This window comes from uncultured Aureimonas sp., assembly GCF_913775355.1.
GTDB lineage: Bacteria > Pseudomonadota > Alphaproteobacteria > Rhizobiales > Rhizobiaceae > Aureimonas.
The window spans coordinates 1-21,511 of record NZ_CAJYIU010000031.1; the positions used below are offsets into that span (position 1 = coordinate 1).

29 protein-coding genes, 2 tRNA genes, 1 pseudogene and 1 riboswitch are annotated in these 21,511 nt (G+C 67.1%); of the genes and pseudogenes, 18 read left to right on the forward strand and 14 right to left on the reverse strand.

Features of this window, described 5'->3' with window-relative positions; genetic code table 11:
* Together QZ753_RS02280 and QZ753_RS02285 are read left to right on the forward strand one after the other, a co-directional pair.
* Positions 1-340, forward strand: a pseudogene (locus QZ753_RS02280) (hypothetical protein); the annotation flags it as partial.
* Positions 337-687, forward strand: coding sequence for a DUF1353 domain-containing protein (locus QZ753_RS02285; RefSeq protein ID WP_294640836.1), 351 nt, complete (start codon positions 337-339; stop codon positions 685-687). The pseudogene QZ753_RS02280 and the gene QZ753_RS02285, both read left to right, overlap by 4 nt.
* A gap of 191 nt (positions 688-878) precedes the next feature.
* Here the strand turns inward: QZ753_RS02285 and QZ753_RS02290 are convergent, their stop codons facing one another.
* The 5 genes from QZ753_RS02290 to QZ753_RS02310 all read right to left on the reverse strand — a co-directional run bounded on the left by QZ753_RS02290 (position 879) and on the right by QZ753_RS02310 (position 4,388).
* Positions 879-1,085 (reverse strand): hypothetical protein, encoded by a 207-nt coding sequence (locus tag QZ753_RS02290; RefSeq protein ID WP_294640838.1) that lies wholly within the window; start codon positions 1,083-1,085, stop codon positions 879-881.
* On the reverse strand, positions 1,082-1,786 hold the full coding sequence (locus QZ753_RS02295) for a hypothetical protein (protein WP_294640840.1): 705 nt from the start codon (positions 1,784-1,786) through the stop codon (positions 1,082-1,084). The genes QZ753_RS02290 and QZ753_RS02295 overlap by 4 nt, the downstream gene beginning before the upstream one ends.
* A gap of 203 nt (positions 1,787-1,989) precedes the next feature.
* Positions 1,990-2,145: a hypothetical protein gene (locus tag QZ753_RS02300; protein ID WP_294640842.1), complete on the reverse strand. Its 156-nt coding sequence runs from the start codon at positions 2,143-2,145 to the stop codon at positions 1,990-1,992.
* 173 nt (positions 2,146-2,318) lie between these two features.
* Complete coding sequence (locus QZ753_RS02305) at positions 2,319-4,211, reverse strand: site-specific integrase (RefSeq protein ID WP_294640844.1); 1,893 nt, start codon at positions 4,209-4,211, stop codon at positions 2,319-2,321.
* Positions 4,212-4,298: 87 nt separating this feature from the next.
* Positions 4,299-4,388 (reverse strand) — tRNA-Ser (locus QZ753_RS02310).
* A 264-nt stretch (positions 4,389-4,652) separates the two neighbouring features.
* On the opposite strand from QZ753_RS02310, the gene QZ753_RS02315 reads away from it, so the two are divergent.
* The 4 genes from QZ753_RS02315 to QZ753_RS02330 all read left to right on the forward strand — a co-directional run bounded on the left by QZ753_RS02315 (position 4,653) and on the right by QZ753_RS02330 (position 7,874).
* On the forward strand, positions 4,653-4,985 hold the full coding sequence (locus tag QZ753_RS02315) for a hypothetical protein (protein ID WP_294640846.1): 333 nt from the start codon (positions 4,653-4,655) through the stop codon (positions 4,983-4,985).
* Between the two features lie 5 nt (positions 4,986-4,990).
* The gene (gene msrA / locus QZ753_RS02320) at positions 4,991-5,662 is read left to right on the forward strand and encodes a peptide-methionine (S)-S-oxide reductase MsrA (RefSeq protein ID WP_294640848.1); all 672 of its coding nucleotides are present in this window, start codon (positions 4,991-4,993) and stop codon (positions 5,660-5,662) included.
* Between the two features lie 167 nt (positions 5,663-5,829).
* Positions 5,830-6,828 carry a BMP family ABC transporter substrate-binding protein gene (locus QZ753_RS02325; RefSeq protein ID WP_294640850.1) on the forward strand — a complete coding sequence of 333 codons (999 nt, stop codon included), beginning with the start codon at positions 5,830-5,832 and terminating at the stop codon, positions 6,826-6,828.
* 110 nt (positions 6,829-6,938) lie between these two features.
* The gene (locus tag QZ753_RS02330) at positions 6,939-7,874 is read left to right on the forward strand and encodes a nucleoside hydrolase (protein WP_294640851.1); all 936 of its coding nucleotides are present in this window, start codon (positions 6,939-6,941) and stop codon (positions 7,872-7,874) included.
* Here the strand turns inward: QZ753_RS02330 and QZ753_RS02335 are convergent, their stop codons facing one another.
* On the reverse strand, positions 7,875-8,081 hold the full coding sequence (locus QZ753_RS02335; protein ID WP_090966542.1) for a SlyX family protein: 207 nt from the start codon (positions 8,079-8,081) through the stop codon (positions 7,875-7,877).
* Positions 8,078-8,512, reverse strand: a complete 435-nt coding sequence (locus QZ753_RS02340) for a thioesterase family protein (RefSeq protein WP_294640853.1) — start codon at positions 8,510-8,512, stop codon at positions 8,078-8,080. Before QZ753_RS02340 ends, QZ753_RS02335 begins: the two co-directional genes overlap by 4 nt.
* A 156-nt stretch (positions 8,513-8,668) precedes the next feature.
* On the opposite strand from QZ753_RS02340, the gene QZ753_RS02345 reads away from it, so the two are divergent.
* From QZ753_RS02345 to deoA, 7 genes are read left to right on the forward strand one after another with little or no spacing between them, the layout of a single operon-like run.
* Positions 8,669-10,198 carry an ABC transporter ATP-binding protein gene (locus QZ753_RS02345; protein WP_294640855.1) on the forward strand — a complete coding sequence of 510 codons (1,530 nt, stop codon included), beginning with the start codon at positions 8,669-8,671 and terminating at the stop codon, positions 10,196-10,198.
* Positions 10,195-10,644, forward strand: a complete 450-nt coding sequence (locus tag QZ753_RS02350) for a VOC family protein (RefSeq protein ID WP_294640857.1) — start codon at positions 10,195-10,197, stop codon at positions 10,642-10,644. Before QZ753_RS02345 ends, QZ753_RS02350 begins: the two co-directional genes overlap by 4 nt.
* Positions 10,641-11,780 carry an ABC transporter permease gene (locus tag QZ753_RS02355; RefSeq protein ID WP_294640860.1) on the forward strand — a complete coding sequence of 380 codons (1,140 nt, stop codon included), beginning with the start codon at positions 10,641-10,643 and terminating at the stop codon, positions 11,778-11,780. The genes QZ753_RS02350 and QZ753_RS02355 overlap by 4 nt, the downstream gene beginning before the upstream one ends.
* Entirely contained in the window at positions 11,780-12,748 is a 969-nt protein-coding gene (locus QZ753_RS02360; RefSeq protein WP_294640861.1) for an ABC transporter permease, read from the forward strand. Before QZ753_RS02355 ends, QZ753_RS02360 begins: the two co-directional genes overlap by 1 nt.
* Before the next feature lie 36 nt (positions 12,749-12,784).
* A complete protein-coding gene (locus tag QZ753_RS02365; protein WP_294640864.1) occupies positions 12,785-13,177 on the forward strand; it encodes a cytidine deaminase in 393 nt (130 codons plus the stop codon).
* Entirely contained in the window at positions 13,177-13,977 is an 801-nt protein-coding gene (locus QZ753_RS02370; RefSeq protein WP_294640865.1) for a purine-nucleoside phosphorylase, read from the forward strand. The genes QZ753_RS02365 and QZ753_RS02370 overlap by 1 nt, the downstream gene beginning before the upstream one ends.
* A complete protein-coding gene (deoA, locus tag QZ753_RS02375) occupies positions 13,977-15,284 on the forward strand; it encodes a thymidine phosphorylase (protein WP_294640866.1) in 1,308 nt (435 codons plus the stop codon). Before QZ753_RS02370 ends, deoA begins: the two co-directional genes overlap by 1 nt.
* A gap of 102 nt (positions 15,285-15,386) precedes the next feature.
* On the opposite strand, the gene apaG is transcribed toward deoA, so the two are convergent.
* Positions 15,387-15,779: a Co2+/Mg2+ efflux protein ApaG gene (apaG, locus tag QZ753_RS02380; protein ID WP_294640867.1), complete on the reverse strand. Its 393-nt coding sequence runs from the start codon at positions 15,777-15,779 to the stop codon at positions 15,387-15,389.
* Between the two features lie 104 nt (positions 15,780-15,883).
* Positions 15,884-17,080 (reverse strand): O-succinylhomoserine sulfhydrylase, encoded by a 1,197-nt coding sequence (locus tag QZ753_RS02385; RefSeq protein WP_294640868.1) that lies wholly within the window; start codon positions 17,078-17,080, stop codon positions 15,884-15,886.
* Between the two features lie 56 nt (positions 17,081-17,136).
* Positions 17,137-17,212, reverse strand: a riboswitch (SAM riboswitch).
* 91 nt (positions 17,213-17,303) lie between these two features.
* On the opposite strand from QZ753_RS02385, the gene QZ753_RS02390 reads away from it, so the two are divergent.
* Positions 17,304-18,386: a 2'-deoxycytidine 5'-triphosphate deaminase gene (locus QZ753_RS02390; RefSeq protein WP_294640870.1), complete on the forward strand. Its 1,083-nt coding sequence runs from the start codon at positions 17,304-17,306 to the stop codon at positions 18,384-18,386.
* Between the two features lie 47 nt (positions 18,387-18,433).
* Positions 18,434-18,508, forward strand: a tRNA-Gly gene (locus tag QZ753_RS02395).
* A 100-nt stretch (positions 18,509-18,608) separates the two neighbouring features.
* Here the strand turns inward: QZ753_RS02395 and QZ753_RS02400 are convergent.
* The 5 genes from QZ753_RS02400 to QZ753_RS02420 are packed head-to-tail and all read right to left on the reverse strand — an operon-like array spanning position 18,609 to position 20,187.
* Positions 18,609-18,791: an AlpA family transcriptional regulator gene (locus QZ753_RS02400; RefSeq protein WP_294640871.1), complete on the reverse strand. Its 183-nt coding sequence runs from the start codon at positions 18,789-18,791 to the stop codon at positions 18,609-18,611.
* Positions 18,788-19,015, reverse strand: coding sequence for a hypothetical protein (locus QZ753_RS02405; RefSeq protein WP_294640874.1), 228 nt, complete (start codon positions 19,013-19,015; stop codon positions 18,788-18,790). Before QZ753_RS02405 ends, QZ753_RS02400 begins: the two co-directional genes overlap by 4 nt.
* A complete protein-coding gene (locus QZ753_RS02410) occupies positions 19,012-19,182 on the reverse strand; it encodes a hypothetical protein (protein WP_294640876.1) in 171 nt (56 codons plus the stop codon). The genes QZ753_RS02405 and QZ753_RS02410 overlap by 4 nt, the downstream gene beginning before the upstream one ends.
* Positions 19,183-19,184: 2 nt before the next feature.
* Positions 19,185-19,430 carry a hypothetical protein gene (locus QZ753_RS02415; RefSeq protein WP_294640881.1) on the reverse strand — a complete coding sequence of 82 codons (246 nt, stop codon included), beginning with the start codon at positions 19,428-19,430 and terminating at the stop codon, positions 19,185-19,187.
* Between the two features lie 13 nt (positions 19,431-19,443).
* The gene (locus QZ753_RS02420; RefSeq protein WP_367171483.1) at positions 19,444-20,187 is read right to left on the reverse strand and encodes a hypothetical protein; all 744 of its coding nucleotides are present in this window, start codon (positions 20,185-20,187) and stop codon (positions 19,444-19,446) included.
* On the opposite strand from QZ753_RS02420, the gene QZ753_RS02425 reads away from it, so the two are divergent.
* The 3 genes from QZ753_RS02425 to QZ753_RS02435 form a co-directional block, all read left to right on the forward strand.
* Positions 20,186-20,308 (forward strand): hypothetical protein, encoded by a 123-nt coding sequence (locus QZ753_RS02425; RefSeq protein ID WP_367171484.1) that lies wholly within the window; start codon positions 20,186-20,188, stop codon positions 20,306-20,308. The two genes, QZ753_RS02420 and QZ753_RS02425, sit on opposite strands and share 2 nt — an antisense overlap.
* Before the next feature lie 204 nt (positions 20,309-20,512).
* On the forward strand, positions 20,513-20,962 hold the full coding sequence (locus QZ753_RS02430; protein WP_294640877.1) for a hypothetical protein: 450 nt from the start codon (positions 20,513-20,515) through the stop codon (positions 20,960-20,962).
* Between the two features lies 1 nt (position 20,963).
* Positions 20,964-21,511: DNA-binding protein (locus QZ753_RS02435; RefSeq protein WP_294640879.1), on the forward strand; the 548-nt coding region annotated here is incomplete at its 3' end.

The following is a 21,511-nucleotide window of genomic DNA, read 5'->3' on the forward strand; positions in this document are numbered from 1 at the left end:
GGTTGCCAGCGAAGGCTTCGAAGTCATTGAGGGCTCGCCAGAGCTTGACGCCGGCGGTTGGCATCAGACGTGGCGGGTGTTGCCGATCGTCGTCCCGGTGCCAGTGAGCGTCACCATGCGTCAGGCGAAGCTTGCGCTCAGTCGCGCGATCGTGCTGGGCCGTGCGAACACCGCTATCTCCGCAATGCCCGGACAGGCTGGCGAAGAGGCGCGGATCGAATGGGAGTACGCCACGACGCTCCGCCGTGACCATCCGCTGGTTGCCGGCCTTGGGCAGGCGCTGGGTTTGACGGCAGGCGATATCGACGCCCTGTTCATCTCCGCCGCCGCCATCCCGTGAGCACCTACACCGACGCCCCGATCGTCTTCGAGCGGCTGGACGGCATCCGGTATCGCCAGCACGGCCGCACGAGCTGGGAGCTTGGGTTCAAGGGCTCCGGCCACTGGGAGCACGTTGATGACGGCACTGTCTTCGACGTCTCCATCCCATGGGCGTTGCGCTGGGCGTTCTCGCCGCATGACCCTCGATACCTGAAGGCGGCAGCGCTTCATGACGAGCTGCTGATCCGAGGCTTCGATCGCGTGACGGCGGCAGGGGCGTTCAACGAAGCCTTGAAGGCGGATGGGGTTGGCGCCGCTCACAGACTCGTGATGGTGACGGCCGTCGCTTTCTACCGGTGGGCCTGAAACTAGGCAAAACGACCTGAAACCTTTGTGCCCAAATTTTGTTCACACCTACGTTTTCAACCGTGAGGCGTGTGTGATGGGAAGGGAACAGGGGTACAAAACGACGATCCGCCGGCTGCTGCGGGCTCACGAGGCGGCGCGCGACATTCGGGCTCGCAAAGCGATGAAGGCGATCGAAACGGCCATCTGCGTCACAGAGCACGAAGCGACCTCGCCTCCGCCACACCCGGCGTTCCAAACGCCAGAACCAGCAGAACAGCAGCATCTGCGTCCGCCGTTGTGACGGTGAGCCCTTCCAACGCGAAGTGAAAGCTGGCCGCTAGGTCAGCCGCCTCCAGCAAGGCCAGCATCTCGCCGAATTCTTCATCCGGTAGCACCATTTGCCAAGGCCCGCTCATAGCCTAAGCCCTCCACTGATGGTGGATCGGGCAGGCGGAACGGCAGCCTTGGCCACTCGGCTCCCGGCGTACGGCGCAAAACGTTGCCGCACATCGTTTCTATTAAGGGTTGTCTTCGTGGGGGCGACTTTCGTCGACCCTGTCGGCCGGGCAATCCATGCCAGCCACCGGGAATCGATTACCCGCACGATGTTCGTGAGGTTCTTGCGTCCCTTCACGCGGCGTTCGGTGATGGTCAGCAGGCCGAAGCCGACGGCAGCCTTCAAGGCTCGCTGAACGAGGCTTCGACAAACGCCGGCTCTGGCGGCAATCTCGGCGATGCTCCGATCACATTCGCCATGCGCGGCCATCTCTGCGCCGACGATCGCGAGCACGCTCAATTCGCCGACGGTGAATGACACGGACAGCGATGGGGGCAGCGCGCCCTGCGCATGGTAACGCCTGCGCCTTACGCTCTCCGATGGGTCAGGGCGACGGACAGGAGGGCGTGGCGGGAAGATGGTGGCGCGGCGCAGGCGTGGCTGGGCGGTGCGGAACGGGGACGCCGGTGCGCGGCCGACGTTCAGGACGGCTTCCAGTTCTTCGGCCTCGGCTTCGCTGATTTGCCCGGAGGCCATAGCCCCATACAGGCTCTGTCGTAGGGCAGGGTATTCATGTGGACGCGCGGCATCGATCGCCGCCCGGAGGGCTTCGCTGTACATTCCTCGGTGCTTTCGTTCAGGGCGAAAGCGTCGGGAGGGACTGGCCAGACGTCAGGGCGCACGTGGTCGGTAGCCAAGACTCTACAGTCCGGCTTGCATGCTCGACCAAGTTGTGCGAAGAGAACGGTGCTAGACGTTTCTACTTCGAATGCCCAACGTGATGAGCCCGGTCCCCACCGGGCTTTTCGCGTTTCTAGGGGCTGTTACGCGGCTAGATCGTCGTGGCGCCCCTCCCGGCTTTCGTATGCAGGCAGCCTGAAGCCGTCGCGGTGCAGGTCCGCCATGAAGGCCGCAACGTCGGCCTCCATCTCGATCAAAAACGTCTCCCTGTCCTGATCGAAGATTTCCGTGTCACCCATGGCGTGGGGTCTCTTTGCGGGCATCGTCGGTACTCCCATAGGTTGCGCTAAGTCGACCTCTTGCAGGTAACCGGCGAGTCGTCAAACAAAATCTGCGATCCGTACCCAGTTTTACATGCGTGTACATGATTGATACTGAGTTTCATGTACACGTTGCTTGGTCTCTCCGAATATTATGGTGCTACCAATTTACTCGGAACGAGGTGGGACAGATCGACCGGGATCGTCACCTTCGCCATAGCGTCGGCAAGCGTCGTCAGCTTGTGCCCGCTGCCATAACGGCCGCGCTCGCCGCTTTCCGAATGCCCCTGCATCGCATCCATGAGCGACGGGGACAGGTCCGCATCCCTCATGGCGTCTTCAAACGTGTGCCGGAACGAGTGAAACACGACCTTCGGGCGCGTCACGCCCGCGACGGACAGGAAGTGCCCACTGAACCATTTTGAGAAAACCGTTGACCAGTAGCCGTCTTCGCCCCGTGGCACGTCGGCGAAGATGCGGGTGGAGCCGTTGCGCTTGGCGCGTTTCAGGAAGTCTAGGAAACCGAGTGCGACAAGCCCGGAATGAACCGGGATGCGACGGATGCCGGCGCGCGTCTTCACGCGTTTCTCTTCGGCGTCAGGCCTGATGTCGAAGAACGTCACACCGCTTTCCGTGCGGACGTCAGAGTGGCCCAACTGGATGATCTCTCCGAGCCTCATGCCGCTGTGCAAGCCGACCAACGGCACCCACCACCGAGCGCTGTCGCGGTCTATGAAGTCGCCCCTGAGCCTCCACTGGCGCGCGGACTTGGCGCCTCTGTAGATCGTCGAGTTAAAGACGAGCGCCAGCTCTGCCGGGGTGAACGGGTGCCTCTCGTCTCGCGCCTTCGTTCCGGTTGATATCCCCATTCGCCGAAACGGGTTGTTCTCGACCTCATCGAAAAGCGGTTCAGCCCACGTCCACGTCGATCCGACGTAGCTGAGCACCTTATTGACGTTCGAAGCCGACATGGGCTTCAGGCCAAGCTTCTCGGCTTTCTCGGCTGCCTTCGTGGGCGTCAGGTTTCGGAGCGGAACGAGTTTGCTCCAGTTAGGAGGCAGCCGCATCAGGACGGACTTGAACTCGCGGACGTCAGCCTTCGTATATTCAGGCAAGGGCCTGTCCGGCAGAACGGAAAGGAACAGGTCCCGGTACGCCTGATGCTCGCGATCCGTCTTTTCGCGCCAATTCCCGACGCTGCGCTCTTCCTTCGCTCGCCGCTCCCACACCTTAGAATAGATAAGGTCCGACACCTTACCCTTGGCGGCCTTGCTCGCGCTCGGCCTCAGAGCTGGCGGGATGGGGGCAGGCAATGGGGCAGCGGCGGTTGTGATGATGCCGAAAGCGTTAGCCGCCTCGGCCAGCACGGCTTCGCCATGAGCATGCGATCGGAAGGGATCGCGGATCATGTCCTCCAACTCGGCGATGAGACGCATGGAGACCGTGGCGAAGGCACGCCAATGCCGCCGGACGCGTGGATCATCCGGCGGCAGGCCGATACCTTGCTTGACGAGAGCGGCTCGAATTTCCTTCGACGTCCAAAAGGGCGCCAGCGCGAACGGATTGCCTTGGGCCGATTCCAGATCGGCGGCGAAGAGACCCGCCCGGGACCGGATGGCGGTGCCGTTCACGATCGGCCGATGCAACTCGCCAACTCGAGAAAGGGCATCCTCCGGGTCTCGCACCGGATCGGCCAGAAGGGCGGACGTGGCAACGGCCAGCTCTGCCCTGACATGCGCAACGAGGGCACCGGCAACCTGTTCGTCGGTGGCGGGGCGCATGAAGGCGGCCGTGGCCTGCGCGGCCTCCCATTCGGCGAGCGTCGGGAAGCCGTCGGCGATGGCACGCTCGGCGATTTCTATCAGCCGATTGGTGCGGCGCTCGTGCTCGACGGCCGCCAGTTTCATCTCGATTTGATCGCGAGTTTTGAGGGCGTCTTTCCAGACTGCCCTACCAAAAAACTCGACCAGATGGGTCGGGACCCGGCGTACAAAACGCGGGTATGGGGTCTTTGCCCCTTCGACGAATTTGATGCCCTTGGCCACTTTGTACCCAAGATTTGTACCCAAACCGAGAGCATCAAACCCCTGCGTGGCAGGGCTTTGCAAGGGTGTCAGTGGCTTACAAGGGCGTGGCGGAGGGAGGGGGATTCGAACCCCCGATACGGTTTCCCGTATACACACTTTCCAGGCGTGCGCCTTCAACCACTCGGCCACCCCTCCTGACCTGCGGATCGGGAAGCCAAGGAGGCTAGGGCCGACGCTGGTACGGTGGCGCGGACTATCACTGGAACGCTTCGTCTGGCAAGCGGTTTCGTCGGCGGAGCGCTGGTGATCGGCCGCTTTTCTCGGCGGCGCGTTTCGGCCTCCGGCGTTGCGGGCCGGGTGACGCGACACCATATCGGGTCCATCATGCGGGGCTCGACCGAAGCGACGGTGGCGCTGCGCCGGCAACGTCGCTGATCCCTGACGAAGGAGGAGGAGGCGATGCGGCTCTTGGCTTGGTTGCTGCGCGTGGCGGGCTGTCTCGTGCTGGCGGCCGCGACGGCGCTGGCGGTCGGCGACATCGCGCGCTCGCTGGCATCGGGCACGACGGTGCTGATGCCGCTCGAAAGCGCGGCACGCATCGCCGGGCTGACCGTGTTCGACGCGGCCTCGAATGCGGTGGCGGCCAGCGGCGTCTTCGCGTCCGAAGGGCGCGGCGCGAGCCTTGCCACAGAGATCGGCCGCCAGCCCGCATCCATCGTCCTCGGCCTTGCCGGGGTGATCCTTCTTGCCGTCGGCCGGCCGCCGCGCCGCGTCACGCGAACCCAGAGGTGAAATCCATGTCCTTCCTCGACCGACTGATGAAGAAGACGACGCTGCCCACCGCCGAGGAGGCGCTGCCGGGTCGTCCGGCCGCCATCCCGACCGCCGAGCGCCACTTCGTGTCCGGCGCGCCGATCAAGGGCCCGTTCCCGGCCGGCACACGGACGGCGATCTTCGGCCTTGGCTGCTTCTGGGGCGCGGAGCGCAAGTTCTGGCAGCTTCCGGGCGTCATTACGACGGCGGTCGGCTACGCCGCGGGCTCGACGCCGAACCCGACCTACGAGGAGGTCTGCTCGGGCCGCACCGGCCACAACGAGGTCGTGCTCGTCGCCTACGATCCGGCGAAGGTGTCCTACGAGACGCTGCTGAAGACGTTCTTCGAGGCGCACGATCCGACGCAGGGCATGCGCCAGGGCAACGACGTCGGCACGCAGTATCGCTCCGGCATCTACTGGACGGACGAAGAGCAGCGCGAGGCGGCGGAGACCGCGCGCGACGCCTATCAGGCGGCTCTTACCAAGGCCGGTCACCGGGGGCAGATCACGACCGAGATCCTGCCGGCGCCCGAGTTCTACTACGCCGAGGATTATCACCAGCAGTATCTCGCCAAGAACCCGCGCGGCTATTGCGGGCTCGGCGGTACCGGCGTCAGCTGCCCAGTCGGCCTCGGGGCCGTAGCGGCCGAATAGGCGGTGGAGCCGCTGTCCCGCGCCCTTGCGGGACGCGGGAATTTGAGTTGAGTATGGCGGCCGGCCATGCCAGTCCGACGGACGGCATGGCCGGCCTTTTCATTTGCGGGATACGCCGCGTGATGGGCACAAGGCCGTCTTCGCGAAACAGGGACACGACCCGACCCATGAAGCATCTTCTCGCCGGCCTGATGGCCGCCTGCACGCTCGGCCTCGCCGGCCACGCGCTTGCCGCCGAGTTCAAGCCCGCCGTGATCTTCGATCTGGGCGGCAAGTTCGACAAGTCCTTCAACGAGGCGGCCTTTAACGGCGCGGAACGCTTCAAGAAGGAGACGGGCGTCGCATATCGCGAGTTCGAGATGCAGAACGAGACGCAGCGCGAGCAGGTGCTGCGCCGCTTCGCCCGCGACGGCCATTCGCCGATCATCGGCGTCGGCTTTGCCCAGCAGGCGGCGATGGAGAACGTCGCGAAGGAATATCCCGACCTCCAGTTCGCCATTATCGACACCGTGGTCGACCGGCCGAACGTGCGCTCGATCCTCTTCAAGGAGGAGGAGGGCTCCTATCTCGTCGGCATGCTCGCGGCGCTCAAGTCGCAGACCGGCACGGTCGGCTTCGTCGGCGGCATGGACATCCCGCTGATCCGCAATTTCGCCTGCGGCTACAAGGGCGGCGTGCTCGCGGCCAAGAAGGACGCCAAGTACCTCGAGAACATGACGGGCACGACGGCCGCCGCCTGGAACGATCCGGTGCGCGGCGGCGAGCTCGCCCGTTCGCAGATGGACCAGGGCGCGGACGTCGTGTTCCACGCCGCGGGCGCGACCGGCATCGGCGTGCTGCAGGCCGTGGCGGACGCCGGCAAGCTCGGCATCGGCGTCGATTCCAACCAGAACATGCTGCATCCCGGCAAGGTCCTGACCTCGATGGTCAAGCGCGTCGACAACGCCGTCTATCAGGCGTTCAAGGATGCGCAGGGCGGCCAGTGGACGGCCGGCACGCAGACGCTCGGCCTGAAGGAGGACGGCGTCGGCTACGCGGTCGACGACAACAACAAGGCGCTGATCACACCCGAGATGATGGCGGCGGTCGAGAAGGCCAAGGCCGACATCATCGCCGGCACGATCAAGGTCCACAACTACAACACCGACAACGCCTGCCCCTACTGAAGGTACAGCTCGTCTCGAACGACCCCGACGGCGCCCCTTGCGGGCGCCGTTTCGCGTTCCGGGCCACGCGATGCTATGCGCGGCGTGAAAGACATGACGGAGGCTTCACCTTGCGCAAGACCATCTTCGACACCGACCCGGGACAGGACGATGCGATCGCGATCCTCGCCGCGCTCGGCTCGCCGGAACTCGACGTTCTCGGCATCGTCGCGGTGGCCGGCAACGTGCCGCTGCATCTGGCCTCCGCCAATGCGCGGCGGATCGCGGAACTGGCCGGGCGCGCCGACATCCCGGTCTATGCCGGGGCCGAGCGGCCGTTCCTGCGCCCGCTGGTGACGGCCGAGCACGTACACGGCGAGACCGGGCTCGACGGTCCCGACCTGCCGCCGCCTGCCAACCCCTTGCGCGAGGGGCACGGCGTCGACTTCATCATCGACACCGTGCGCGCGCACGAGCCGAAGAGCGTGACGATCGCCGCCCTCGGGCCGCTGACGAACGTCGCGCTGGCGCTTCTGAAGGCGCCCGACCTCGCCGAGCGGCTCCAGGGCATCGTCCTGATGGGCGGCGCCTATTTCGAGGTCGGCAACGTGACGCCGACCGCCGAGTTCAACGTCTATGTCGATCCGGAGGCGGCGGCCTCGGTCTTCGCCAGCGGCGTCGACATCACCGTCCTGCCGCTCGACGTGACGCATCAGATGCACTCGACCCCCGCGCGCATCGAGGCGTTCGGCAAGATCGGCAACAGATCAGGCAGGGCAGTCGCGGCGATGCTCTCCTTCTCCGAGGTCTACGATCTCCAGAAGTTCGGCTGGGAGGGCGCGCCGCTGCACGACCCCTGCGTGACCGCCTTCCTCGTGAAGCCGGAGATGTTCGAGGGGCGACGCGTCAACATCGAGGTCGAGACCGGCAGCGCGCTCACGCGCGGCATGACGGTCGTGGACTACTGGGGCGTCACCGAGCGAGCGAAGAACGCGTTCTTCGTGCGCTCGGGCGATGCGGACGCCTTCTACGCGCTTCTCGTCGAGCGTGTCGCGCGGCTGCCCTGATCAGTAGTGCGGCGGCCGGGTGATCTCCGCCCGGGGTGTCGCGCTTTCCTCCAGCTCGAGGAGCCGCTGCACCAGCGCCTTCAGCGTCTTCTCCAGCCGCTCGATTCGCTGGCCCTGCGCCGCCATCTCGGACGAGAGCTCCTCGACCGTGTGGGTCTGGTGGGCGAGCGCGATCTCGAGCTCGGTGATGCGGGTCTCGTCGCTCATGCGGCAAGCGCCTCCAGCGCGCGGCGAAGGACGCCCGGCACCGGCGCCGGGCGGCGGGTCGCCTTGTCGACGTGGACGTGGACGAACAGCCCTTCGGCCGCGGCAAGGTCCTCGTCGTTGCGGAAGATGCCGATCTCGTAGCGGATCGAGGTCGTGCCGAGGTGCCCGACCCGGAGGCCGACACGAACGCGATCGGGATAGCCGACCTCCGACAGGTAGCGGCAGCCGGTCTCGGCCACGAAGAACATCGAGTCCTGCGCAGAGAGGCCTGTGCCGAACAGCCAGTTCGTCACCGCCGTGTCGAAGAAGGCGTAGTAGGCCGCGTTGTTCATGTGGCCGTACATGTCGTTGTCGGACCAGCGCGTCGTCACGTCGACGAAGGCGCGATAATCGGCTCGGCTCTGGCGGGGGCGCTTCGGGGTTTCGGACAAGGGGGCTCCGTCTCGTCGTCTCGTGCCGTCACATGGGGCACGCACGGGCTGTGGATCAAGGCCTTGTGCGGCCTACTTCGGCGGGACGGGCGGTCTGGCGCTTCGGCGCGCGGATCGATAACCTGACGCTCACGTAAGAACGGTGATGGGATCGGCATGGGCCCTGCGATCGAGCTGATCGGCATCTCGAAGACCTTCGGCGCCGTGCGCGCCAACCGCGACATCAATCTGCGCGTGGAGAAGGGCACCATCCACGGGATCGTGGGCGAGAACGGCGCGGGCAAGTCAACGCTCATGTCGATCCTCTACGGCTTCTACCAGGCCGACGAGGGCGAGATCCGGGTCGGCGGCCAGCCGGTTGCGATCCCCGATTCGAATGCGGCGATCGCGGCCGGCATCGGCATGGTCCACCAGCACTTCATGCTGGTCGAGCCCTTCACGGTGCTGGAAAACATCATGCTCGGGGCCGAACAGTCGGGCCTCCTGTCGCCCGGCATCCGCCGCGCGCGGGCCGAACTCCTCCGCCTCGAGAAGGAGCACGGGCTGGCGATCGACCCGGACGCGGTGGTCGAGACGCTGCCGGTCGGCCTCCAGCAGCGGGTGGAAATTCTGAAGGCGCTCTATCGCGGCGCCGAGATCCTGATCCTCGACGAGCCGACGGGTGTGCTCACACCCGCCGAGGCCGACCAGCTCTTCACGGTCCTCCGCCAGCTGCGGGCCGAGGGCAAGACGATCGTCCTCATCACCCACAAGCTGCGCGAGATTCTCGACGTCACCGACAACGTGTCCGTCATGCGACGCGGCGAGATAGTCGCCACGCGCCGGACGCGCGAAACGAGCGCCGGCGAACTCGCCGAGCTGATGGTCGGGCGACGCGTCCTCCTGCGGGTCGACAAGAAGCCGGCGGCGCCCGGCGTCCCGCTCCTAGAGGTCGAGGGACTGTCGGTGCGCGACGGGCGCGGCGTCGCGATGGTCGACGACGTGTCCTTCACCGTGCGTGCCGGCGAGATCGTCGGCATCGCCGGGGTGGCGGGCAATGGGCAATCCGAGCTTCTGGAGGCGCTGTCGGGCATCCGCCGCGCCGAACGGGGCCGGATGCGGCTGAGGGGCGAGACGCTCGATCCGACTGGCGCGCTCGATCCGGCGGAGATGCGGGCGAGGGGACTCGCGCATGTGCCGGAGGACCGGCACCATGTCGGTCTGGTCCTGCCCTTCCGCGAGGCCGAGAACGCCGTTCTCGGCTACCACCGCGATCCCAGCCTCGGCTCCGGTCCGTTCCTCGATCCGAAGGCGATGCGCCGGGACGCCGAGGCGAAGATCGCCGCCTACGACATCCGCCCGCCGTCGCCAGACCTTCGCACCGCCAATTTCTCCGGCGGCAACCAGCAGAAGATCGTGCTGGCGCGCGAGATGGAGCGCGATCCTGCCGTGCTTCTGATCGGCCAGCCGACGCGCGGCGTCGACGTCGGCGCGATCGAGTTCATCCACCGCCGCGTCGTCGAGATGCGCGACGCCGGCAAGGCCGTGCTCCTCGTCTCGGTCGAGCTGGACGAGATCCGTTCGCTCGCCGACCGCATCCTCGTCATGTTCGCTGGCCGCATCGTCGGCGAGGTCGGGCCGGAGGCGGACGAGGGCGAGATCGGCCTTCTGATGGCCGGCGAGACGCGCCGCGAGGCCGCCGAATGAGGGACGCGCGCGTCTCGCTGATCACGCTCGGCGTCGCTGACCTCACGCGATCCTCCCGCTTCTACGAGGCGCTCGGGTGGATGCGAACGGATGCCGGCAACGACAAGGTCGTGTTCCTGCAAGGGGAGGGGATCGTTCTCTCGCTCTTCGGGCGCGACGACCTGGCGGCGGACGCCGGCCTGACCGCGCAGCCGCTGCCGCGCTTCCGGGGTGTGACGCTCGCGATCAACCTCGCGTCCGAGGCTGAGACCGACCGCCTGTTCGCACAAGCAGTCGCGGCCGGAGGCGAGGCGGTGAAGCCGCCCGAAAAGGTCTTCTGGGGCGGCTATTCCGGCTATCTCTCCGACCCGGACGGCCACCTCTGGGAACCTGCCCACAACCCGTTCTTTCCGCTCGACGCGGAAGGGCGCATCGACCTGACCCCGCCTTCCGAGGAGCCGGCATGAGCCGACCCTATGCCAAGCTGCCCGCCTGGATCGACCATGGCGTGATCCCGCTACTCAACGTCGTCGTGGCCTTCCTCGTTGCGGGGCTCGTGGTGCTGGCCGTCGGCGAAAGTCCGATCGAGGCAGCGCGGCTGATGCTGCGCGGCGCCTTCGGCTACGGCGAAGGATTCGGCTTCACGCTGTTCTACACGACGAACTTCATCCTGACGGGCCTTGCCGTCGCCGTCGCCTTCCACGGCGGTCTCTTCAACATCGGCGGCGAGGGGCAGGCCTATGTCGGCGGGCTCGGCGTCGCCTTCGTGGCGCTCAATCTGGGCTCGGTCCTGCCCTGGTGGGTGAACCTGCCGCTGGCGGTGATCGCCTCCTTCGCGGTCGGAGCGGCCTGGGCCTTCCTGCCGGGCTACCTCCAGGCCAAGCGCGGCAGCCACGTCGTCATCACGACGATCATGTTCAACTTCATCGCCTCCGCGCTGATGGTCTATCTCCTCGTCGGCCCCTTGCGGCCGATCGGCACGATGCAGCCCGAGACGCGCCAGTTCGATGCGGGGGGGCAGTTGCCGAAGCTCGGCAGCCTCTTCGATGCGCTCGGCTTCGACCTCGGCGGCGCGCCGCTCAACGTGACGTTCTTCGTCGCGCTTTTCGCCGCGGTCGCGGTCTGGGTGCTGATATGGCGCACCCGGCTCGGCTACGAAATTCGCACGCTGGGCTTCTCGCCGTCCGCCGCACGCTATGCCGGCATGAAGGAGACGCGCCTTGTCGTCACCATCATGCTGATCTCGGGTGGCCTTGCCGGCATGATGGCCCTGAACTCGGTGATGGGCGACCAGTACCGGCTTCAGCTGAACTTTCCGGCCGGCGCCGGCTTCGTCGGCATCGCCGTCGCGCTGATGGGGCGCGGGCACCCGGCCGGCATCATTCCCGCCGCGCTGCTCTTCGGCACGCTCTACCAGGGCGGGGCGGAGCTCGCCTTCGACATGCCGACGATCTCGCGCGACATGATCGTCATCATCCAGGGGCTCGTGATCCTCTTCGCCGGGGCGCTCGAGAACATGCTCCGCCCGGGCGTCGGGGTCATGTACGGGTTCCTGCGGTTGCGAGAGACCGGGCCGAAGCCGGCCGGCGGGGAGGCACGCTGATGGATCTCGCCGGTCTCCTCAATCTTCTCGATTCCACCATCCGCCTCTCGACGCCGCTGATCTTCGCAGCGCTCGCCGGCCTCTATTCCGAGCGCTCCGGCGTCTTCGACATCGGCCTCGAGGGCAAGATGCTGGCCGGCGCCTTTGCCTCGGCCTCGGCCGCCGCCGTCACCGGCTCGGCGATCCTCGGGCTGCTGACGGGCGTCGGCGTCGCCGTCCTCTTCGCGCTCATTCATGGTCTTGCTTCGATCACCTATCGCGGCAACCAGATCGTGTCCGGCGTCGCGCTGAACTTCATCGCCTCCGGCCTCACCATCATCCTCGGCAGCGCATGGTTCGCCCAAGGCGGCGTCACGCCGCCGCTCGGCCCCGACCAGCGCTTCCTCGGGATCGAACTGCCGGGCGCGGAGGCCTTGCGCGACGTGCCGGTCGTCGGCTTCGTCTATTCCGGCCTCCTGTCCGGCCAGAACGCGCTGGTCTGGCTCGCCTTCCTCGCCGTCCCCTTCACGTGGTGGGTGCTCTATCGCACGCGCTTCGGCCTGCGCCTCCGGGCCGTCGGCGAAAACCCCGGCGCTGTGGATACGGCCGGCATCTCGGTCGCATGGCTGCGCTACCGCGCCGTGATCATCTGCGGCGTGCTGACGGGCCTTGCCGGCACCTATCTCGCCATGGCGCAGTCGGCGGGCTTCACGCGCGAGATGACGGCGGGGCGCGGCTACATCGCGCTCGCCGCCCTGATCTTCGCCAACTGGAAGCCGGTGCCGACGCTGCTTGCCTGCCTTCTCTTCGGCTTCCTCGATGCCGCCTCGATCCGGCTGCAGACGACGCCGCTGCCGGGCATCGGGCAGATCCCGCCGCAGTTCGTCCAGGCGCTGCCCTACATCCTGACGGTGATCCTCCTGGCCGGCTTCGTCGGCAAGTCGCGCCCGCCGAAGGCCGGCGGCGTGCCCTACGTCAAGGAGCGCTGACGCCCGCGCCCCGTCCTCGAACGCTTGAGATGTCCCATGTCCGAAGACCTCTTCCTCAAGGCCCGCGCGGCGATGAAGAAGTGCCATGCGCCCTATTCGAACTTTCCCGTCGGTGCGGCGCTGCGCACCGAGGACGGGCGCATCTATGCGGGCTGCAACATCGAGGTCGTGAGCTTTCCGGAGGGCTGGTGCGCGGAGACGACCGCGATCGCCCACATGGTGATGGACGGCGGCGGCAAGATCGCCGAGATCGCCGTCGTTGCGGAGCGCCTGCGCGCCTGCAGCCCCTGCGGCGGGTGTCGCCAGCGCATCGCCGAGTTCGCACGGCCCGAGACGCGGGTGTTCCTGTGCGACGCGACCGAGGGCGTGATCGAGACGGTCCTGATGGACGAACTCCTGCCCAAGGCCTTCCCTCAGGACGCCGTCTGATGAGCGAACTCGCCGATGCGCTCCGCTCGCAGCTCGGCGCACGGGCGCCGCGCGTCGCGCTGATCCTGGGCTCGGGTCTCGGCGCACTCGTCGACGCGGTTCAGGAGCCCAAGCGCGTGCCCTATTCCGCGCTGCCGGGCATGCCGGTCTCGGCGGTGAGCGGTCATGCCGGGGAGATCGTGATCGGCTGGCTCGCCGGGATCGAGATCGTGATCCTGTCCGGCCGCATCCACTATTACGAAACCGGCGACCCCGCCGCCATGCGTCCGGCGCTCGAGGCCCTGAAGGCCGTCGGCATCGAGATCCTAGTGCTGACCAACGCTGCCGGTTCGGTCAATCCGTCGATCCAGCCCGGCGAGGTCATGCTGATCGAGGACCACATCGCCTTCTCCGGCCGGAACCCGCTGATCGGCGAGCCGACCGACGCGCGCTTCGTCGGCATGACGACGGCCTACGACGAAGCGCTTCGCACGGCGATGCTGCGCGGCGCCGTGAAGGCGGAGGAGGGGCTGTATCGCGGCGTCTACATGTGGTTCTCCGGCCCCTCCTTCGAGACACCGGCCGAAATCCGCATGGCGAAGGTGCTCGGCGCCGATGCGGTCGGCATGTCGACGGTGCCGGAGACGATTCTCGCGCGGTTCCTCGGCCTTCGCGTCGTCGCCGCCTCGGTCATCACCAACATGGGCGCCGGCATCACGGGCGCCGAGCTCAGCCACGCCGAGACCAAGGAGGTCGCCCCGCTCGGCGGCGCGCGTCTGGCGCGCATCCTCTCCGCCGCGCTGCCGGACATCGTCGCCTGATGCTGCCGCAGGAGATCATCCGCTGCAAACGCGACGGCCACCCGCTTCAGACCGCCGAGATTGCCGAATTCGTGGCAGGCGTCACGGACGGCCGGGTCGGCGAAGCGCAGATCGCGGCCTTCGCGATGGCCGTCTTCCTGCGCGGCATGGACGAGGCCGAGACCGTCGCGCTGACCTTAGCGATGCGCGACTCCGGCGAGGTGCTCGACTGGTCGGACGTGCCCGGCCCCGTCGTCGACAAGCACTCCACCGGCGGGGTCGGCGACAACGTCTCGCTGATGCTCGCGCCGATTCTTGCCGCCTGCGGCGCCTTCGTGCCGATGATCTCGGGCCGCGGGCTCGGCCACACCGGCGGGACGCTGGACAAGCTGGAATCGATCCCCGGCTATGCCGTGACGCCGGATCGGGACACGCTCCGGCGCGCCGTGCGCGAGGCCGGCTGCGCCATCGTCGGTCCCAGTGCCCGGCTTGCGCCCGCGGACGGCCGGATCTACGCCGTGCGCGACACCACGGCGACGGTGGAGTCGATCCCGCTCATCATCGCCTCTATCCTGTCGAAGAAGCTCGCCTCCGGCGTCGGCACGCTGGTGCTCGACGTGAAGACCGGCTCCGGCGCCTTCATGGCGGCGGCGGACGACGCGCGCGTGCTGATGCGCTCGCTGGTCGAGGCCGCGCAGGGCGCAGGCCTCCGCTGCAGCGCGCTCCTCACTGGCATGGACGAACCCTTGGCCAGCGATGCCGGCAATGCGCTTGAGGTCGCCAACGCCATCCGCTTCCTCACCGGCCGGGGGCGCGACGCTCGGCTGGAAGCCGTCACGCTTGCCCTCGCTACGGAGGCCCTCTGCGCCGGGGGCCTGGCGCCGACGATGTCCGCTGCGGAGACCATGGCGCGGGCCGCGCTCGACGACGGTCGGGCAGCCGAACACTTTGCGAGGATGGTGTCGCTGCTCGGCGGCCCCGCCGATCTTCTGGAACACCCCGATCGGTTCCTGCCGGCGGCCCCGATCGTGCGGCCGGTGAGCCTCGATCGGGCCGGCGCGCTGGCGGCCGTCGACACCCGCGCGCTCGGGCTGGCGGTCGTCGAACTCGGCGGCGGACGCACGCGGCCGGGCGATCCCGTGGACTTCGCCGTCGGGCTTTCGGCCCTCGCGCCGCTCGGCGCGAGGCTGGACGCTGGTGAACCCCTCTGTTTCGTTCATGCGCGAAGCGTTGACGCCGCGGACCGGGCGGCGGCGCGCATTCGGGCCGCGATGATGCTTCGCGATGAGGGAGTTGCATCGCCGGCGGTGATCGAGCGTTTTGGCTGAAGGCCTGGAGCGCTGTCCGCCCCGGCACCGCCTCCCCCTCCGCGCGTTACCGGGGTCCGAAACGAGCGGCGCGCCAAGCTTCCGGCGCGGCCGGAGATCCCTTTAGTTGAGGACGCGTCGCTCGGCCGGAGCGTCCAGCGAGAAGGCCGGGATTTCGACCTCGAACAGGCTGCCGTCGATCGACTGCATCCGGTAGTGCCCGCGCATGATGCCGGACGGGGTCGAGAGCGGGCATCCCGACGTGTAGGTGAAGCTGTCGCCGGGCTCCAGGATCGGCTCCTCACCGACGACGCCCGGACCTTCCACGACCTCGACCCGGCCGAGCCCGTCGGTGATCTGCCAGCGGCGCGCGCGCAGCTGCACCGTCTCGCGCGAGCCGTTCTCGATCTCCACCCGGTAGGCGAAGACCCAGTGCCCCTCCGACGGATCGGACTGGTCGCCGAGATAGGACGGTGTCACCTTGACGGTGATGTGGCGCGTGGTCGCCTGATACATGGTCCTTCGGTTCGTTAAAGGCGCCAAGGAGCGCGAAAGAGGCCTGCCGCAATCCGCAGACGATTGCGGCAAAACCGGGTCGATGCAGCCGGAAGGCCGCGCGGTCAGACGCTGGCGAGCGCCCGCTCGACGTCCTCGACGAGATCGGCGCCGTCCTCGATGCCGGCCGACAGGCGCAAGAGCCCCGGTCCGATGCCGAGCTCGGCGCGTGCCTCGTCGGTGAGGCTCTTGTGGGTGGTCGTCGCGGGATGCGTGATCAGGCTCTTGGCGTCGCCGAGATTGTTCGAGATCTTGATGATCTCGAGCGCGTTCGAGAACCGGAAAGCCGCCTCCTTGCCGCCCCTCAGGTCGAGTGCCAGGAGGGTCGAGCCACCCGACATCTGGCGCGCGATGACCTCGGCATCGGGATGGTCGGCGCGGCCGGGATAGATGACGCGCGAGACCTTCGGGGAGGCTGCCAGCGCATCGGCGAGGCGCGAGGCGTTGGCCGTCTGCTGGGCAACGCGCAGCGGAAGGGTTTCTAGGCCCTTGAGCAGGCACCAGGCGTTGAACGGCGACAGCGACGGTCCGGTGTGACGGAAGAAGTCCTGCAGTTCCTCGGCGATCCACTTAGCGTCCGACAGGATGACGCCGCCGAGGCACCGGCCCTGGCCGTCGATATGCTTGGTCGCCGAATAGATCACGACGTCGGCGCCCAGCTCCAGCGGCTTCTGCTGCATCGGCGTGGCAAACACGTTGTCGACGATGAGGCGCGCGCCGGCCTCGTGGGCGATCTCGGCGACGGCACGGATGTCGATGACCTCCAGCGTCGGATTGGTCGGGCTCTCCAGGAAGAACAGCTTGGTCTCGGGCCGAACCGCCGCCTTCCACTGCTCGAGGTCGCGCCCGTCGACGAGCGTACAGGCGACGCCGGCGCGCCCGAGCACGGTCTCGATGATATAACGACAGGAGCCGAAGAGAGCCCGCGCGGCCACCACATGATCGCCGGCCCGGACGGAACACTGGAGCGCGGCCGAGACGGCGGCCATGCCCGATGCCGTGGCGCGCGCGTCCTCGGCGCCCTCCAGCGCCATCATCCGCTCCTCGAACATCCGCGTCGTCGGATTGGCGTAACGCGAATAGACGAAGCCCGGCTCCTCACCCTTGAAGCGGGCCTCGGCGGCCTCGGCGGTCGGGTAGACGAAGCCTTGCGTCAGGAAGAGGGCTTCCGAGGTCTCGCCGAAGCCGGAGCGCATGGTGCCGCCGTGAACCATGGTGGTCGCCGGGCGCAAGGGGCGGGGTGCGTCGTTCTTCTTCAGCATGGACGTCTCCGAGGCCGCTTTGCAAACGGGGCGACAGACGCGATGAGGCCGCTCGGGGGTGAGGCGAAACGGCCTTTAGCGACTTGTTTTACGTGGCTGCAAGCCGGCCGGCAAATCACCACGAACGCGGCGAGCCTTAATCCTGTCCGCAGCCGAAATCAATCGGCCCGTTTCCAAGCCTCGCCGGGCCTGCTAACGCGTGGATCAGCTTGGAGTTGAGTTCATGGCCGGCGGCATCCTTCCCGATCGCGACATCGCGCGTCTGTCCGCGGACGGGCGCATCGCGTGCGAGCGTCCCTTCGATGCCGACCAGATCCAGCCGGCGAGCCTCGACCTCAGGCTCGGCGCAAAGGCCTACCGGGTACGGGCGAGCTTCCTGCCGGGCCGGGGCAATCCGGTCGAGGCCAAGCTCCGCCGCCTGTCGATGCACGAGATCGACCTGTCCGGCGGTGCTGTCCTGGAGACCGGCTGCGTCTACATCGTGCCGTTGCAGGAGGGGCTCGACCTGCCTGCCGAGATCCGCGCCGCGACCAATCCGAAGAGTTCCACCGGCCGCCTCGACATCTTCACCCGCGTCCTGTCGGACGGGGCGCAGGAGTTCGACAAGATCCCGGCCGGCTACAGGGGGCCGCTCTTCCTCGAGATCAGCCCCCGCACCTTCCCGATCGTGGTGCGTCCGGGCTCGCGCCTCACCCAGATCCGCTTCCGCACCGGCGACGCGCAGCTGCATGAGGCGGAGCTCGCCGCGCTGCACGAGGCCGAACGTCTGACCACTGCCACGGACGCCAATATCTCCGGCGGCGGCATCGCGCTGTCGATCGATCTGGCCGGTGACGAGACGGGTCTCGTCGGCTACCGCGGCAAGCGGCACACAGGCGTCGTCGACGTCGATCGGCGCGCCGCGCTTTCGATGCTCGACTACTGGGAGCCGATCCGCCGCGGGGCGGTAGGCGAGCTCGTCCTCGATCCCGACGAATTCTACATCCTCGTCTCCAAGGAGGCGGTCCATGTGCCGCCGGCCTTTGCCGCCGAGATGACGCCCTTCGACCCGCTGGTCGGCGAGTTCCGCGTCCATTACGCCGGCTTCTTCGATCCCGGCTTCGGCCATTCGGCGGCCGGCGGCTCGGGCTCGCGCGCCGTGCTCGAGGTGCGCAGTCACGACGTGCCCTTCATCCTGGAGGACGGCCAGATCGTCGGGCGCCTCGTCTACGAGCGGATGGCCAGCCTGCCGGACCGGCTCTACGGGGCCGATCTGAAGTCCAACTATCAGGCGCAGGGCCTGAAGCTCTCCAAGCATTTCACCTGACGCCGCTTGACGGCTTCCCGCCCAGCGGGCAGTGTCCTGCCTCGAGCGCGGGCGTAGTTCAGCGGTAGAACGCCAGCTTCCCAAGCTGGATGTCGTGGGTTCGATCCCCATCGCCCGCTCCAACAAATACAATTACTTAGAAAACCGAAACGGCTCCGACCTCCACCCTTGGACGGGTATTGGACGGAGCCGGTGAAATTCTGTCGAACGAAGAGAACCGTTTCACTGTCCTTGGACGGCGATAAAAGCGTCGATGTCCGCGGCCTTCCAGCGCTTGAGACGACTGCCAAGCCGGATGGGCTTTGGAAACTTGTCGTCATGCTCTAAACGCCGGAGCGTAGTCCGGCTGACGTTCAGGATCGACATGACCTGGTCGGCGGAAAGGAGAGGGGCAGTCGCGCTCATGCGGTCTCTCCACTCGGCGGTGGGAAGGCGGTTGCTAGGCGGGTGAGGCTCGGCGTTTCGTCGGCGCCGGGGAAGAACTCGGCGTTGCCCGTGCCGCCCTCGATCTCGTGCCGAGCGAGGAGGGGCGTGGGCTTGCCGTTCACGTTGGGAACGTCGTCGTAGAAGACGACAGGCGAGGGGCCGCGCAGGCCCCGTTCATAGGCGAAGATGGCTCGGCGGCTCATGGGGCTGTCTCGGGCGTCGGCGCCGCTTCGAAGCGGGCGAGGGCGATGCGCAGCTCGTCCGCCTTGCGGATCGTCTGCCGTGAAAGAAGGCCCCCGTGCTTGCTGTCGTCGTTCGAGATCGCGGCGATCAGGGCCTTGGCTGCGGCTGAAACGGGTTGGTGCGCCATCGTCAAACCCGCATCGGCATGACGACGATTTCCCGGCGCGGGTCCGCCTCGTCGGTAATCAGCGGTGGGGCGCTCGGATCGGACATCGCCATGCTGATCTTCGGGCCCTTCATGGTCGACAGCATTTCGCGCAGGTACTTGCCGTTGAACCCGACCTCCAAATCGAAATCGCACTCGGCCGTGACGAACTCCTCGGCCTCGCCCGCCTCGGACTGCATCGTCATCCGCAGCTCGCCGGCAGCGAACACGACCTTCAACCCGCTACCCTTCTCCCTCTGAAAAAACGAGGAGACGATCGACGGCCGCGCCGAAGTCGGCGAGGCTGATCAGAGCGACCTGGTTGTTCCCGCGCGGGATCACGCGCAGGTAGTCCGGGTACGTTCCACCGACGACCTTCGAGTGCAGCGTCATCAGCTCCGACGAGAAGCGGATGAAACCCTCGCCGGTCTCGATCGTCACGGGATCGCTCTCTTCCTTGCCGAGAAGATGCTGCCAGAGCTTCACGGTGCTTCGGGGGATGATCACGCCCTCCATGGCCTCGGCACCCTCGGGCAGGGGCATATCGAAGCGTGACAGGCGATGCCCGTCCGTCGCGACCGCGACGAGGCTGCGATCGGTGGCGTGAAGGTAGATGCCGGTCAGGTAGGCGCGCGTCTCCTCGGTGCCGATCGCGAACCCGCACTTCTCGGACATGGCGGTCAGGTCGGAGCCGGGGATCACAAACTCGGTCAGCGTCTCGCCCCTGCGAATGTCGGGAAAGTCGACCTCCGGCAGGACAGGCATGGTGGCGCGCGAGCGGCCGATCTTTGCCGTCAGGCGACGGCCGTCGCTTTCGACCGTCAGGAGGCCGTCCGGCCACTGCGCGAGCGCTGCGGCGAACTTGTCCGCCGGCACCGCCAGCGCCCCCGCAACCCCGACAGCGGCGCCGTCAACGCGAACCATCGCGTCAACCTCCAGATCGGTTCCGCGAAGCGTGATCGCACCGGCCTCGGCGCGCAGAAGCATGCCCGTGTCGGCGGCGGTCGACGTCGGGCGGGTTTGGATGCCGAAGGCTGACCTTCCGATGCGGATCTACGACCAGAACAAGGGTCTCGGGGGCTTCATCCCGACGATCCTGATCGAATGACGGCCCGTCCGATACGATCCCCGATACGTACAAGGGGGCGCCGTCCCGAAACACCGGAATGCCTGACGCCTGCCCAAGGGAGTTTTGCGACCGTAGGTCCGATGCGTCGGTGCGCCGAGCCCTGTCGGGCGGCAAGTTCGTTGATTATCCTGCAACGATAGTTATGTTACACAACAGCCAAATCCGTTGAACAAGGAGGATGCCATGGCGAAGAACCACGGCCCTTCCCGCACGAGCGGCTTGGGTTCGGCAGGTCACTCCAAGCGGGGCCGCAACGCCGTCAGCGGGCAGTTTCTCGAGGTGACCGTCGCCCGCAGCCGTCCCAAGACGGCTGTCGTCGAGGGCGGCACCGCGAAGGGGAACCCCATGGTTCTCCGAACCGACCGCGTCATCCGTTCCGTAACGAGCGGAGCGATGGTCGAGGCCGTCATGCATGCCGCTGCCGACGAGGGTTTGACGGTCTCGAAGGACGGACGCATCGCGGGCCGCGTCTCGAGCGAGCTGATCGCGAAGGCCAAGGCGAGGACCGGCATCACGTCCGATACCGAGCTCCTGGAGTTCGCCCTCGCGAGCGTCGCGATCGACGACAAGTTCGCGGAAGCGTTCCATGCCGTCCGCGGCACGGTGGATCCCGACCTCGACTTCGGGTTCTGACGTGGCCTTCGACTTCGCAGCGGCCGAGCGCATCAAGCGCCTGGACCCCGGGCGTTCCCTCGCGCGGCGACCCGACGACCAGTTGCCGTTCATCGGGAACGAGGCCACCGCCGGTGGCCCACTGCTACTGGACACCTGCGTCTACCTCCATCAGGCAAAGGGCGTTACGCCTGATGCCGTGGACCAGTTGAGCGACGTCAGGATCGTCAACCACTCGATGGTCGCGGTCGGCGAGCTCATGTTCGGCCTCGGTCTCCTCCGGGAGGACGACAGGCGCACTCGGGCTGCGAAGTCCGCCATCGAACGGCTCGTCCGCAGCATGCCGGAACGTCGCCTGCACGTGCCGGACGCGGACGTGCTGGGTCGAGCCGCCGTCCTCGCCGGTATCCTTGGCCGTACGCAAGGCTACGCGGACGACAACAAGATGAAGGCCCTGAACGACTGCGTCCTCTTCCTCCAGGCGGAGAAGCTCGGTTTGACCCTGCTCACGGCCAATGCCGCCGAGTTCGACATCCTTCTCCAGATACGTCCGCGAGCCCGGGTGCTACT

Bases quoted from the DNA above. Each gene is read 5' to 3' on its own strand.
- apaG (WP_294640867.1), bottom strand. From the start codon at position 15,779: ATGTATCAGGCGACCACGCGCCACATCACCGTCAAGGTGACACCGTCC.
- QZ753_RS02315 (WP_294640846.1), top strand. From the start codon at position 4,653: ATGCGGCTCTTGGCTTGGTTGCTGCGCGTGGCGGGCTGTCTCGTGCTG.
- QZ753_RS02425 (WP_367171484.1), top strand. From the start codon at position 20,186: ATGCCCGTGTCGGCGGCGGTCGACGTCGGGCGGGTTTGGATGCCGAAG.
- QZ753_RS02325 (WP_294640850.1), top strand. From the start codon at position 5,830: ATGAAGCATCTTCTCGCCGGCCTGATGGCCGCCTGCACGCTCGGCCTC.
- QZ753_RS02290 (WP_294640838.1), bottom strand. From the start codon at position 1,085: ATGAGCGGGCCTTGGCAAATGGTGCTACCGGATGAAGAATTCGGCGAG.
- QZ753_RS02400 (WP_294640871.1), bottom strand. From the start codon at position 18,791: ATGAGCGCGACTGCCCCTCTCCTTTCCGCCGACCAGGTCATGTCGATC.
- QZ753_RS02390 (WP_294640870.1), top strand. From the start codon at position 17,304: ATGGCCGGCGGCATCCTTCCCGATCGCGACATCGCGCGTCTGTCCGCG.
- QZ753_RS02370 (WP_294640865.1), top strand. From the start codon at position 13,177: ATGAGCGAACTCGCCGATGCGCTCCGCTCGCAGCTCGGCGCACGGGCG.
- QZ753_RS02410 (WP_294640876.1), bottom strand. From the start codon at position 19,182: ATGGCGCACCAACCCGTTTCAGCCGCAGCCAAGGCCCTGATCGCCGCG.
- QZ753_RS02345 (WP_294640855.1), top strand. From the start codon at position 8,669: ATGGGCCCTGCGATCGAGCTGATCGGCATCTCGAAGACCTTCGGCGCC.
- QZ753_RS02365 (WP_294640864.1), top strand. From the start codon at position 12,785: ATGTCCGAAGACCTCTTCCTCAAGGCCCGCGCGGCGATGAAGAAGTGC.
- QZ753_RS02405 (WP_294640874.1), bottom strand. From the start codon at position 19,015: ATGAGCCGCCGAGCCATCTTCGCCTATGAACGGGGCCTGCGCGGCCCC.
- QZ753_RS02300 (WP_294640842.1), bottom strand. From the start codon at position 2,145: ATGGGTGACACGGAAATCTTCGATCAGGACAGGGAGACGTTTTTGATC.
- QZ753_RS02350 (WP_294640857.1), top strand. From the start codon at position 10,195: ATGAGGGACGCGCGCGTCTCGCTGATCACGCTCGGCGTCGCTGACCTC.
- msrA (WP_294640848.1), top strand. From the start codon at position 4,991: ATGTCCTTCCTCGACCGACTGATGAAGAAGACGACGCTGCCCACCGCC.
- QZ753_RS02335 (WP_090966542.1), bottom strand. From the start codon at position 8,081: ATGAGCGACGAGACCCGCATCACCGAGCTCGAGATCGCGCTCGCCCAC.
- QZ753_RS02430 (WP_294640877.1), top strand. From the start codon at position 20,513: ATGGCGAAGAACCACGGCCCTTCCCGCACGAGCGGCTTGGGTTCGGCA.
- QZ753_RS02360 (WP_294640861.1), top strand. From the start codon at position 11,780: ATGGATCTCGCCGGTCTCCTCAATCTTCTCGATTCCACCATCCGCCTC.
- QZ753_RS02355 (WP_294640860.1), top strand. From the start codon at position 10,641: ATGAGCCGACCCTATGCCAAGCTGCCCGCCTGGATCGACCATGGCGTG.
- QZ753_RS02295 (WP_294640840.1), bottom strand. From the start codon at position 1,786: ATGTACAGCGAAGCCCTCCGGGCGGCGATCGATGCCGCGCGTCCACAT.
- QZ753_RS02420 (WP_367171483.1), bottom strand. From the start codon at position 20,187: ATGCTTCTGCGCGCCGAGGCCGGTGCGATCACGCTTCGCGGAACCGAT.
- QZ753_RS02385 (WP_294640868.1), bottom strand. From the start codon at position 17,080: ATGCTGAAGAAGAACGACGCACCCCGCCCCTTGCGCCCGGCGACCACC.
- deoA (WP_294640866.1), top strand. From the start codon at position 13,977: ATGCTGCCGCAGGAGATCATCCGCTGCAAACGCGACGGCCACCCGCTT.